The sequence below is a fragment of the Psychrobacter sp. NPDC078631 genome, assembly GCF_050268165.1.
Taxonomy (GTDB): Bacteria; Pseudomonadota; Gammaproteobacteria; order Pseudomonadales; family Moraxellaceae; genus Psychrobacter.
In genome coordinates this window covers 844,652-856,931 of record NZ_JBNNGG010000001.1, presented here as the reverse complement: position 1 = coordinate 856,931, position 12,280 = coordinate 844,652, and the positions used below count along the sequence as shown (strand labels likewise).

10 protein-coding genes are annotated in these 12,280 nt (G+C 43.9%); 6 read left to right on the top strand and 4 right to left on the bottom strand.

Going from position 1 to position 12,280, the window contains the following annotated elements; genetic code table 11:
* The 3 genes from ACQKCP_RS03445 (at nt 1) to ACQKCP_RS03435 (ending at nt 4,234) form a co-directional block, all read left to right on the top strand.
* Nucleotides 1-1,854 carry an ABC transporter ATP-binding protein gene (locus tag ACQKCP_RS03445; protein ID WP_427611301.1) on the top strand — a complete coding sequence of 618 codons (1,854 nt, stop codon included), beginning with the start codon at nt 1-3 and terminating at the stop codon, nt 1,852-1,854.
* Between the two features lie 71 nt (nt 1,855-1,925).
* Nucleotides 1,926-2,552: a GNAT family N-acetyltransferase gene (locus ACQKCP_RS03440; protein WP_427611300.1), complete on the top strand. Its 627-nt coding sequence runs from the start codon at nt 1,926-1,928 to the stop codon at nt 2,550-2,552.
* A 143-nt stretch (nt 2,553-2,695) separates the two neighbouring features.
* Nucleotides 2,696-4,234 carry a bifunctional 2-methylcitrate dehydratase/aconitate hydratase gene (locus ACQKCP_RS03435; protein WP_427611299.1) on the top strand — a complete coding sequence of 513 codons (1,539 nt, stop codon included), beginning with the start codon at nt 2,696-2,698 and terminating at the stop codon, nt 4,232-4,234.
* A gap of 38 nt (nt 4,235-4,272) precedes the next feature.
* Here ACQKCP_RS03435 and ACQKCP_RS03430 read toward each other — a convergent pair whose 3' ends face one another.
* The gene (locus ACQKCP_RS03430; protein WP_427611298.1) at nt 4,273-5,064 is read right to left on the bottom strand and encodes an SDR family oxidoreductase; all 792 of its coding nucleotides are present in this window, start codon (nt 5,062-5,064) and stop codon (nt 4,273-4,275) included.
* 220 nt (nt 5,065-5,284) lie between these two features.
* Between ACQKCP_RS03430 and ACQKCP_RS03425 the strand changes: the two genes are divergently transcribed.
* The 3 genes from ACQKCP_RS03425 to ACQKCP_RS03415 all read left to right on the top strand — a co-directional run bounded on the left by ACQKCP_RS03425 (nt 5,285) and on the right by ACQKCP_RS03415 (nt 9,743).
* Nucleotides 5,285-6,685: a DUF2868 domain-containing protein gene (locus tag ACQKCP_RS03425; protein ID WP_427611297.1), complete on the top strand. Its 1,401-nt coding sequence runs from the start codon at nt 5,285-5,287 to the stop codon at nt 6,683-6,685.
* A gap of 209 nt (nt 6,686-6,894) precedes the next feature.
* Entirely contained in the window at nt 6,895-7,878 is a 984-nt protein-coding gene (locus ACQKCP_RS03420) for a sterol desaturase family protein (RefSeq protein ID WP_427611296.1), read from the top strand.
* A gap of 191 nt (nt 7,879-8,069) precedes the next feature.
* Nucleotides 8,070-9,743, top strand: coding sequence for a DUF3482 domain-containing protein (locus tag ACQKCP_RS03415; protein WP_427611295.1), 1,674 nt, complete (start codon nt 8,070-8,072; stop codon nt 9,741-9,743).
* Between the two features lie 66 nt (nt 9,744-9,809).
* Here the strand turns inward: ACQKCP_RS03415 and ACQKCP_RS03410 are convergent, their stop codons facing one another.
* The 3 genes from ACQKCP_RS03410 to ACQKCP_RS03400 form a co-directional block, all read right to left on the bottom strand.
* Nucleotides 9,810-10,826 carry a DUF4917 family protein gene (locus ACQKCP_RS03410; protein ID WP_427611294.1) on the bottom strand — a complete coding sequence of 339 codons (1,017 nt, stop codon included), beginning with the start codon at nt 10,824-10,826 and terminating at the stop codon, nt 9,810-9,812.
* A gap of 19 nt (nt 10,827-10,845) precedes the next feature.
* Nucleotides 10,846-11,883, bottom strand: coding sequence for an ArsA family ATPase (locus ACQKCP_RS03405; RefSeq protein WP_427611293.1), 1,038 nt, complete (start codon nt 11,881-11,883; stop codon nt 10,846-10,848).
* Nucleotides 11,884-11,956: 73 nt separating this feature from the next.
* Entirely contained in the window at nt 11,957-12,268 is a 312-nt protein-coding gene (locus ACQKCP_RS03400) for a cory-CC-star protein (protein ID WP_179799197.1), read from the bottom strand.
* Between the last annotated feature and the right edge of the window lie 12 nt (nt 12,269-12,280).

Below are 12,280 nucleotides of genomic sequence, written 5' to 3'. Positions count from 1 at the left end.
ATGCCAACATCTCCCCAACCCCGCCGTGTGCAATTAGACAAAAAACCGCCAGTCGAGAAAAGAGAACGGCGGGCACTGCTGTGGGATATTCTAAAAAAACTGGCGGTATTTGCTAAACCTTATCGCTTGCTTATCATCGCCACCTTAGCGCTGACTGCCCTAGGCTCCTTTACCGCACAGGTCAATGCGTTTGTACTGCGCTATACCGTTGATACCTTGACCGAAATTGCCACACTTGCTGATCCCTGGCAGGCGGGTCTGCGTATGCTGGGTATTATTAGTGCGGTCTTGCTAACCAAAGAGATACTGTCGATATTTATCTCTTTTGGTCAGCGTTTTTTTGGTGAAAAGATTCGCATCAACTTGTCTCGCGACTTGTCTCAAAAAATCATTGAGCGCATTCTTACCTATCGCATGGCGTTTTATACCAGTAGCGAAAACGACAGTGGTAAATTGCAAACCCGTATTGATTATGGGGTCAGCAGTCTCACGAGCCTGGTGCAAAACTTCTTTATCGATATGCTACCGCTATTTGCCAATGCAATTGTGGCACTTATCATCATGTTTTCGACCAATTTTTGGGTTGGTATGGTCGGTCTTATTATCATACCCATTTACTTTTTTATCAGCCAAAAGCAAGCACGGCGTCTGCAAGGCTTTCGGCGGCAGATGCGCGGGTTTCGAGAAGCCAAAAGTGGTTTGGTGATCTCTTTGATTAATTCGATCAGTGTGGTGAAATCCTTTGTCCGTGAGTCCATAGAGGCTGAGAAGCACTTAGCCATTCAAAAGGAAATGACGGACAATCAGCTGCGCATTCGTAGTATTGGCTTTATTTATGATGCCATCAAAACCTTTATCGAGCAGATTGGTGTGGTGGTTATCATCCTTCTCACCGCTTATTTTGTTCTACAAGGTGAGATGACTATTGGTATGATTTTGTTTCATGTCATGCTGTTTCAAAACGTCGCCGCCCCTATCCGTCAATTGCACCGCATCTACGACCAGATAAATAATGCATTGACCTATGCCGAAGGTTTTTTTGATATTTTAGAAGACGATAAACAAGTCGAAAACATCGACGGTATCAGTAGCGAAAACCTAAAGGGTCATATCGAGCTTAAAAATGTCGATTTTACCTATCCTAATGGTACGCAAGCGCTAAAAAACGTCAGCTTCACTATCAAGCCCAATCGTATTACCGCGTTGGTTGGTCTCTCTGGCGCAGGCAAGAGCACGATTATCAATCTATTGGTCAAGTTCTATGCGCCAGACGCTGGCATGATCTGCTTAGACGGTCATGATTTGACTGATTGTGATACCCACGAGTTGCGTCAGCGCATCGGCCTAGTCCTACAGAGCAATCATATTTTTTCGGGTACGATCAGTGAAAATATTCGCTATGGCGATATGAATGCTAGCGAAGATGACATCATCGTGGCTTCAAAAAAAGCCTCTATCCACGAGCAGATCATAGGGTTAGCTGATGGCTATGAGAGCACTGCTAAGTCATTATCAGGTGGTCAACAGCAGCGTATCGCGCTGGCAAGGATGTTTTTAAAAGACCCGCCTATTGTATTTTTGGACGAGCCAACCGCCAGCCTAGATGCTATCGCCAGTCAACAGGTCAAAAAAAGCCTCGATCTGATCAAAAAAGACCGTACCGTCATTATGGTCTCGCACAATATCGCTCAAATCATTGATGCGGATGATCTCGTGGTGATAGAAAATGGCGAAGTGGTTGAAACAGGTACACATGAGGTACTTTATGCCCAGCGCGGCAAATACTTTGAAATCTTTAGCGCCATGTCTGATAGCCTAAACTTAGATAAAATCAGCCAAACCCTAAACGGTTAGGAATGGTTAATGCCTGCTCAAATCGTTATAATGCCAATCTTTTACTGCCTATTGCCAGAAGCTAGCCCACTATGACTTGTGAATTTTCTTTAAAAACCTTTGACGAGCTGACCTCAGTTGATCTTTATCATATTTTAAAGGCGCGCTCGCAAGTGTTTGTCGTCGAACAAAACTGTGCCTATCAAGATATGGATGAAGTGGATTTTGATTGCTTGCACCTAATCGCTCATCAAAACGCAGCATTGGTGGGCTATTGCCGTATCATCCCACCTGAGTTTAATAAGCTAAAATCCAATCTATCAGTAGCTGATCCTGCGATTAAGACCAACCACACTGCGATGCCTGCTATCGGTAGAGTGCTTGTGCTATCGGAGCATAGAGGTGATGGTCTAGCACGGCAAATGATGACCCAAGCCATTGCTCACTGCCGTAAAAAATATGGCAAAAAACGCCCGATTATCATCTCGGCACAGGTTTACTTACTGAGTTTTTATGAGTCGTTAGGTTTTGTGCCTGAAGGCGAGCACTACCTCGAGGACAATATCGAGCATGTAAAAATGGTGCTATATGTTGCTAAGAAAAACAAAATCAAAAAAGAGAGCACGGATACTGCGTCAACCACGACTAAGGTTTTGAGTTTCCTGCTGTTTCTCATGGCCGCTTTGTTTGTTTTAGGTCTGTTGTACTTAATGATTTAGACCGTTGCTAACGTCTTAATTCTTAACATAATTCAAATTGGTTGTTCCATATTGAGTATGCTACTTTTAAATGATGATTCCTTTAAAAGGATGGCTGAGACAATCAGTCAAGGAAGTAGCACACTCAGGATGAGGAACCAACCATGTCAAATAATCACTTAGATAACCATTCAAATAAAAATGATGCGACGGTAGAGAGCAACGTCCGTCCAGCATACGACGATGAAATTCAAAAAATCGCCGATTACGTTCTCAACTATTCAATAGACGAGCAGTCTCCAAACCCTACTGATGCGTGGAATACTGCGCGCCACTGTCTGATGGATACGCTTGGCTGCGGTCTATTGGCGCTGCGCTTCCCTGAGTGTACCAAGCACTTGGGGCCTGATTGCCCCGATCAAATAACGCCGCATGGCGCTCGCATCCCTGGCACCTCCTATAGACTAGACCCCATCAAAGCTGCTTTTGACATTGGCTGTATGGTGCGCTGGCTTGACTATAACGATACGTGGCTTGCTGCTGAATGGGGCCATCCTTCTGATAACTTGGGTGGTATCTTGGCGGTCGCCGACTATATTAGTCAAAAAAATATCAGCCAAGGACAAGCACCACTGACCATGAGAGCAGTGCTTGAAGCCATGATCATGGCGCATGAAATTCAAGGTGTACTGGCACTAGAAAACTCATTCAACCGTGTGGGGCTCGATCATGTTTTTTTGGTCAAGTTAGCATCAACAGCAGTCGTTGCAAAACTTTATCAGCTGCCACGTGAGCGCATCATGGCAGCCATCTCACAAGCCATCGTCGATGGTCAGGCACTACGCACCTATCGTCATGCATCCAATGCGGGCAGCCGAAAATCTTGGGCAGCAGGCGATGCGACCAGTCGTGCGGTACGTCTGGTCGATATAACGGCGCGTGGTGAAATGGGTATCCCTGGCGCATTAACTGCACCGCAGTGGGGGTTTTATGATGTGCTATTTAGCCATACCAACAAGGATCTAGCAACCAAGCCTGAAGACGATCGTCGCTTTAAATTCCAGCGAGATTTTGGTAGTTACGTGATGGAAAATATCTTATTTAAAATAAGCTTTCCTGCTGAGTTTCATGCTCAGACCGCTTGTGAAGCCGCGGTGATTCTACACCCACACATCGAAGACAGAATCGACGATATTGAGAAGATTGTCCTAACCACACATGACTCAGCGATTCGAATCATTTCAAAAGAAGGCGCGCTTGCCAATCCGGCCGATCGTGACCACTGCTTGCAGTATATGGTGGCTGTGCCGTTGTTGACAGGCGATCTGATGGCAGAGAACTATGAAGACGACTATCACGAACAGCATTTGTCAATCGATGAGCTACGTAGCAAGATGTTTGTAGAAGAAAACGCGCAGTATTCAAAAGACTATCATGACCCAAGCAAGCGCTCTATCGCTAATGCCATTCAAGTATTTTTTAACGATGGCAGCAGTACAGAAAAAGTGGCTGTTGAATATCCTATTGGCCACAAACGCCGCCGCGCTGAGGGCATCCCTGTACTGGAAGCTAAATTCCATGCCAGTCTGGCCACTCGTTTTATCGAAAGTCGCTGTCAGCAGATCGTTGAGTTATGCGACGATCAAGAAAGACTAGAACAAACACCTGTTAATGAGTTTATGGCGCTGTTTGAAGCGTACTAAATTTATGGCTTACTAGGACGCTAGCGTCAGTTTAACGGCTACCAAGGTATTGACTCTCCAGCCCAATCGACAAAACTGCCTGACTGGGTAGCAGTCATACCTGAGAGCACTTTCAATAAGCACTCCGCGCTATACGCTGGCGAGAATAGATGTCCCTCAGCGACATTGCCTTGGAACGGTGCGGACAACTGAGTATTCACGGTGCCTGGTTGCATAACGACCACGCATACATCTTTAAGTGATCTGCTCCATTCGATACTCAAGTTTTTCATGCCCATATTGAGAGCGGCCTTACTCATTCTATAGCTATACCAGCCGCCTAGCTGATTGTCAGTGATGCTACCGACGCGGGCTGATACGGTCGCAAAAACAGCAGGATGATTGGCGCTGCGATTAGCCTTGGCGAGCAACGGTTTGATGTGTTTGGCTATCAGCAAACTTGCTAGAGCATTGATTTGCATATTTTGCAAAAAGAACTCAGTTTCCATCTGTCGCAAGGCCTTTTCTGGCTGCGCTGTCTCTGTATGTAGTAATCCCACGCAGTTGATTACCCAGTCCACGTGACCGACTGTCTGCTTAATGGTATCGGCAGCTTTTTTAATGCTGTCCTCATCACTGACATTCATTGGTAGCCAGTGCAGGTTTTCTGTTTCAATGTTTGGCTCATTTCGATGATAAGTAGCAAATACTTGTGTGCTCTGGCTATGTTCATTTTGACTGTCCGTCTGACTTACAGTCGTTTTTTGTATTAGCTGCTGTACCATGGCCTGACCAATGCCGCCTGTTCCGCCGATGATAAGATAGGTTTTATTATTCATTTCGCTATTCATATGGCACCTTCCTTTTTTTTAATATGTCTCTTTAATACGCTCTTTGACACGATTTGGTTTTATATATTTATTTTGGCTGATTTTATAAGGGTTTACTATGATAGAAATAATACAAGTCATCCTTATTCTATATACGCTACAATAATCTATAACGATTAAAGCGACTGTTTTCGAATTGCTATTTCTTATATTGACGCCTTCATACGGATATTATCGCATTATGCTATCACCCCAAGATCAACTGACCGAGCTGGTACGTGCTTTAGAGACCGATCAGCACGTCTTTGCCACTGACCCGTTATTAATCACGGAAAAGCTACAGGGCGAGGACGGTACGCCTATCCAAAAGCTGCATCGACGGGCGTCACGTATAGATAGTAACGGGGCGCTTGCGCGTGTACTGGGTAAGATTGACGGCCGTATAAAGGGCATCATGATTGTTATGAGCGTGGTGTGGTGTATCTCAGGGTTTTTGGGGTTATTTACGTTATTGCAGTCTAATGTTGTGAACTTCTTTTATGTATTGGTCTGCCTACTTGGTTTTCATACCATTATGCTTGGTGGCTGGCTCATCATGACTCTTATCAATCGAGATCAGCAATCGCCCAGTTGGTTTGCGAGCTTTGTCAGTCCAAGTTATCTCATACGCGGTAAGGACGATGTGACCAAGGCGGCCGTCGATCTGTATGAGCGCCAGTTGCAGCACAGCGGTATGCGTTGGTATTTGGGGCGGTTTAGCCATCAGTTATGGCTTGCGACATTGACCGGTATGCTGCTTGCGATTATATTTTTGCTGGTTGTACGTCAGTATAGCTTTAGCTGGGAGTCAACCTTACTCTCCGATCAGGCGTTGGTGAGCTTGACTCAGGTATTAGGCTGGCTACCTAGTATGGTGGGGTTTGGTGTGCCAGACAGTATAGCGATCGCACAGAGCAGGCTTGTTACCGAAGCGATGCCGCTTTCTGTTGCAAGGCAATGGGCAGGGTTACTAGTCGGTAGCTTGCTGATGTACGGCATTGTACCGCGAGCGATAGCATGGGCGTTTTGTGCAGTGATGTTCCGCCGCAAAAAAATGCGTTTGGATATCAAACAACCCTATTATCAAAAAATCCTAAATTTTTGGCAGCGGCACGTGGTGGATGCTGATGACTTTACTGAGGCACCAGCCCCTATCGCTCCAAAAGCGACGGTCAGTGTGGGCAAGAAGTTAGTTGCGCTGCTTGAATACCCTGCAAATCAGGACAAATGGTGGCAGTCAGGGCTTGATGGCAGCAACCATGATTTTGAACAATCAAGCGAAGTTGAGGATTTTGGTATCGTCGATGACCGTGATGATATGACACGGCTTAAAAACTACTTAGATGCGCATCCGGTGCAAGTTTTAATTGGCATTCATAGCAATGCACTGCCCGACCGCGGTACGCTACGCAAACTCGATCAACTCGCTGCTCACGCAAAAGATGGTCTTATTGTACAACTGCTTAGCGATACCAACTCTGCTGCTGACTTAACTGACGCTCGTACCGATGATGAGCCATTAGACAAACAAGCCGTTCGCTATCAACAGTGGCAAACAGCGCTCTCTGCACGAAAAATTGGCTTGGTTGATATAGATACTTGATACATTCTAATTTTTAATCTATTACTCATACCTTAACTTATCATTATGACTAACATGGCTAGCATAATATGCAATAAGTAAATATTATAGGCCTATCACCTCAGACAGGCTTAAAGACTTATTGATATAACAGTTGTTAAGATATATTTTGATAGCTGTGACGTCATATCAAGACGACAAGGATGTTTTATAGTGGCTAGGAGCCCAAGATGGCAGCAGATATCTCTTTAGACAGCCCCCTTATGACCCTAGGTCAGTATGGTCAACTATTGGATGGTTACCGAGAGGCGTTAAACCAAAATATCTTAACGGCTGCGCCAGAGTCATGGCAGCCAATGTTGGCAAGCATTCTACCCGCGTATTGGCAAGAGTGGCTACTACCGCTGGCTGGTGGTCCATTTTTCTTTTTATTTTTGGCAGAATGGCTCTATCAGTCCAAGCGCGGCAATAGTAAAAGCTTTAGTTGGCGCCGTGCGATGACCAATTTTAGCTTAGGTGGCTCTTATCTAGGGTTTGAATTGATTGTCCAAGCGCTTATCGTCATACCTATCTGCTTATGGTTATATCAATATCGCTTATTTACTATTGAGGTGACATGGCTTACCGCCATCCCTATATTCGTTGCGGTTGAGTTTAGCTATTACTGGTTCCATCGCGCGTCACACCGTATGAATTGGTTTTGGTCAGCGCATGTCGTGCACCATTCGGATGACTATATGAATCTGTCCACTGCCATGCGTCAAAGCCTGCTGTACTCAGTGACGGGTTGGTGGTTATTTTTTGTCCCACTGATGATGTTAGGTGTGCATCCTGTCTGGGTATTCTTCTTTTATGCGTTAGATTTGATTTATCAATTCTTTATCCATACCGAAACCGTGGGGAAATTTCCCAAATGGGTTGAGTATGTCTTTGATACCCCATCCAATCACCGTGCCCATCATGGCACTAACAACGAATATATTGACCAAAATTACGGCGGCGTTCTCATTATTTTTGATCGCTGGTTCGGCACTTATGTAGAAGAAGATACTATCAACAACCCAGTCAAATACGGTGCCGTTGGTGAAGCCAGCCACGATAATATCATTAGCCTGATATTTGGGGTCTTTTACCGTATGTGGCAGCGGTTCTTTCGTGCTAAAGGGTTTAAGAAAAAGCTAAAGGTACTGCTGCGTCCACCAAGTGCTGTCTAATATAGTCGATCTTCTATCACTCGCCTTCCTTGTATCCAAAGTATATTGAACCGACTAGAGCCTGATTATCAATGCGTAGATTACGATCTATGATATGGGCAATACGCATTCATAACCGTTACCCAAGCAGATTTGTTTTACAATAAATGGCTACTGTGTGTTTTTGCCATCAATAAATATAAGACGTTACTATGAATAATGACAATAAAAATAATCATGAGAATAATAAGCCTGCAGGTCTCTTTGCGGACAAAGCTTATGAGCCAACCCCTGATGTCTCAAGTATTCCTTCAGACAACACTTTAAAACCTACAAAACCTACAGTAGCTCAGTCAATAGCTACTCAGGATAATCAACCTGTATCAGAAGCATCAACAACGACAGCACCAGTGTCAAGGATGGCAAAGAAAACGATTGCCAGTGGTGAACCGCTTAAATTGGCTGTCGTCGGTCATACTAATACAGGCAAAACCTCTATATTGCGCACGTTATTGCGAGACGTATATTTTGGTGAAGTCAAAAACGAAGCGGCAACCACACGTCACGTCGAGCAAGCACAGCTGACAGACAGTCGAACTGGTGAAGTGCTAGTGGCATTATACGACACACCTGGTCTGGAAGATGCTTCAGGGCTTATGGACTGGCTAGAGGACAACACTGCCAGTCGCCGTGATGGTATTGAACGATTACAGCAGTTTTTGGCGGCGGATATTGCTCAAGGTTCAGACAGCTATGACTTGCCCTATGATTATAGTCAAGAAGCCAAAGTAATTCGTCAGCTACTGACAAGTGATATGGCCATTTACGTGGTAGATGCTCGTGAGCCTGTATTGGGTAAATATAAAGACGAGCTATCGATTTTGTCTTGGGCTGCGATTCCTGTGATGCCTGTTTTTAATTTTACCGACAGTCAGAATGCCAATATCGACGACTGGCAAACGATGCTGGCAAGACGCAATCTGCATATTTCAACGCGTTTTGATTCGGTCGCGTTTGAGTTTGAGGATGAGATGCGTCTATGGAAAAACCTAGCCACTATGCTCACCCACTCTGAGATGCTTGAGCAGTTGATGCAACGTCGAACGGAGGATTGGGCGCAGCTGTATGATGAGGCCAATATCATCATCGCTGATTTTTTATTGAATGTCGCCGCTTTCGTGCGCGAGATAAACGAAAATGACGACCCACTTCCTGTACTACAGCAAATGCAAGAAGCGGTCAGGCAAAGTGAGCGTGCGATGCAGCACAATCTCCTTAACCTATATAAGTTTTATGACAATGCGGTTGCAGCAACACCGCTTGAACTACAAGCCTATCAACAAGACCCTTTCGACCCTGAACTTCTCAAAAGCTACGGCATTCGTACCACTTCTGGTGCAGCAGCAGGTGCGCTTCTAGGACTAGGTATCGATGCAGCAGCCCTAGGTACGACACTGGGATTGGGTGCCGCAATAGGTGGGATCGCAGGAGGGTTGCTATCGAATACCAGCAGTATTGCCGATAGGATTACTGGGGTAAAACGCTTATATATCGATCCTGCTACGTTGACGCTATTAGCCACGCGAGCATTAGACTTACTTACGGCATTACGTCATCGTGGTCATGCTGCTACAGATGCCACTCAGTTATTATATAAAGGCGAAAACAGCAGTCTTGGAACATCAGGAAGTGATAATAATCCTGATGAAGACAATAATCCAATTACTGTATGGCCGGCACACAAACTACCAAGTGAGCTAAAAAAAGCTCGAGGTAAACCGCAATGGTCGTCGCTTAGCAGCGGTAAGTCCGAACAAGCTCAGTTATTACGCACAGACATGGCATGGTCACTGTCAGGTAAACTACAGTCGTACAAGCGTGAATAGCCATGACTATAATACATTTTAGATATTAGTTTTAAGAAAAGTCATAATCTGTTTTCGAAGACTTTTTTAAGTGTCATAGCTGTTTTTTTTGTTCCAACAGTCATTACTTTCGCTATCAAAAAAAATAACTTCAATATTATTTCTAATATGAGTATGAATCATTTCAGAAACTCTACGACAGTAGAGTTGATCATTTTGATACACAGATACGGCTATTCTTTTAACACCTGAATCTTTTAATTTCTTCAAAATATGAGTATCCTCTTCTCCAAATCCCCAACCAAATATCGTTAGGTTATCACCAAGTGAAGGAATAACCTCTCTATAGACAATACTCAGGTAATGGCTATTTTTAATAGCTTTTACCTTCTGCTCAGAAGTTCCTTCGCTGACGAAAAGAGGAATATAATTACTTGATCGCCAATGCTTCAAAATAGATTCTAATAAATCATTATCTTTATGGGATACTAGTTTCACCTCTTGTTCGGTGATATTACGAGCTAAAACAAGACTTCCGTGCGGATAAAATACTAACGAAGTGTTTTTAAATCGATGGTTTACCGATTTTCGCAACTCTTGCCAATCTGATTTGAATTCACCATTAATCATGCAATCTTTAAACATATGATTATTATCAAGACCTTTTGCATACATCATGACCCAATATAAAGTTAAATCATAGTTGAGAGAAAGAACTGTTTTGAACGAACTGAGAAAGTCAGTAATGGCTAGAAACTGATCCTTAACCTTACTATGTTCAGGATGAATGCATTGAACAGTGTTGATTAGGCAATCACGTACATGTTGATATGCATTTTCAGTTTTACTGTCTATTACTCCTAAAGCTTCATTTACTTTAGTTGCATGCCAAACCAAACGTAGTATTAACTCAAAATCACTTGTCTTGAAGAAATCAAATAAGGTTGTAATGCTGTCGCTTAGTAAGCTGTTGTCAGTAGCATATCTCCTTAATGAATCATATGTAAAACTTTTATCAATGCTTATGGAAGCCCCATTTCCAAGTAAAATACTATCGGAAAATTCCTTAGAAATATCCTGCCAATCATGAACCTTAATAATCATTTTGAAACCTTCATCTTTATTATTTAAGTACTGGTTTCAGTAAAGCACTCAATGCATCAGTACCACGTACATCCGTTTGCTGCAGATAAATTGGATATAGTGGGTACTTGGTAAAGCTTTGTTCTATATCTTGCATAATTTGCTGTTGTCTATCTGCCCGACGCTGCCAAAATTCATCCGACTGCGTGGGAGCTATCAGCTGATTGATGACGATTGCTGCTGGCGTAAGTTTACTGTCTTCTAACTGCTCGATAGCGCGTTTGGTCTCAGCCAATGGTAAAACATCAGCGGTCATCACCAACACAATCGCTGTTTGTGTACGGTCATGTAGTAGCAACCCTGCTTGACGGAACAGTTGCTTGCGCTTTTCTAATACGGATACAGCTTGCTCCCAGCGATCTGATTTTTTTGCTGCAAATGGATTGGCCACGTCGTTCTTTTGTGTGCTCTGTTTTTGATTGTTTTTCTGATTGTGACTGTCCAAATGCGTCGCCACCGAACGTAGTTTGGCTTGTCGTCGCTGCTGTGCAAGCAGCCCATCCGTCCACGCCCCCATCATTTCCGGTAATACCAATAATCGCAAAGTATGACCTGTCGGTGCGGTATCAAAGATGATGTGTTCATACCCAGCATCTGCCGCTTCGACTAAATGGTGACACATGGATTCGAGCATCGCGGCTTCTTGAGCGCCAGGTGCCGACTTAGATAACCTCAGATGCTCACGAATTTTTGGCATCATATCTGGGTTGGCATAAGCTTTAATTGTACGTTCGACTTGAGCAAAATGTTCATCGACAATCACATCAGGATTTAACTCAATCGCATCTAGATAGGGTGATATCACCGTTCTCTCATTATTGAGTCGTACATTCAATACATCGCCCAAACTATGTGCTGGATCGGTTGAGACAATTAAGGTTTTTTGCTGCTGGCTTGCATAGTAGCTGGCTAGAGCTGCTGCTGTGGTGGTCTTCCCTACACCGCCTTTGCCGCCGATAAATATAATAGGTTGTGTCTCTAACTGCTCTACCAATCCATGTAAAGGATGTAATGCCATATTGTTATCTCGTGTTTTGTCTCATTATCTAATAAATGCTTAGCTACTTTTTTATATAGTCAATCCACTACTGTTAGCAGCAGCCGACGTGGTCAAATGGACATCTATCCATCCCCATACGTGTATGCCACTCATGAAAGTTCTCTAAAAACAGAGGTTGCAACTCTAATGTATAAAAGCTGGCGGGATTATCAATACCCAAGCTCTCAGCAAACATAAGCAACATAAAAAAGTCTTCTTCATCACGTGCAGCGCGTGCCATCGTCTGACGATAAGGCGCGTGATAAAACTCATTTAATCCACTCTTAAACCGTTGCCACCATGGTTGAGTGTTCTCTAATGGTTGAACGTTTTCTATATCATTCGATGTGTTTTCATTTTCCATAATGTGCTCGTA

Bases quoted from the DNA above. Each gene is read 5' to 3' on its own strand.
- ACQKCP_RS03405 (WP_427611293.1), bottom strand. From the start codon at position 11,883: ATGGCATTACATCCTTTACATGGATTGGTAGAGCAGTTAGAGACACAA.
- ACQKCP_RS03400 (WP_179799197.1), bottom strand. From the start codon at position 12,268: ATGGAAAATGAAAACACATCGAATGATATAGAAAACGTTCAACCATTA.
- ACQKCP_RS03445 (WP_427611301.1), top strand. From the start codon at position 1: ATGCCAACATCTCCCCAACCCCGCCGTGTGCAATTAGACAAAAAACCG.
- ACQKCP_RS03415 (WP_427611295.1), top strand. From the start codon at position 8,070: ATGAATAATGACAATAAAAATAATCATGAGAATAATAAGCCTGCAGGT.
- ACQKCP_RS03410 (WP_427611294.1), bottom strand. From the start codon at position 10,826: ATGATTATTAAGGTTCATGATTGGCAGGATATTTCTAAGGAATTTTCC.
- ACQKCP_RS03440 (WP_427611300.1), top strand. From the start codon at position 1,926: ATGACTTGTGAATTTTCTTTAAAAACCTTTGACGAGCTGACCTCAGTT.
- ACQKCP_RS03430 (WP_427611298.1), bottom strand. From the start codon at position 5,064: ATGAATAGCGAAATGAATAATAAAACCTATCTTATCATCGGCGGAACA.
- ACQKCP_RS03425 (WP_427611297.1), top strand. From the start codon at position 5,285: ATGCTATCACCCCAAGATCAACTGACCGAGCTGGTACGTGCTTTAGAG.
- ACQKCP_RS03435 (WP_427611299.1), top strand. From the start codon at position 2,696: ATGTCAAATAATCACTTAGATAACCATTCAAATAAAAATGATGCGACG.
- ACQKCP_RS03420 (WP_427611296.1), top strand. From the start codon at position 6,895: ATGGCAGCAGATATCTCTTTAGACAGCCCCCTTATGACCCTAGGTCAG.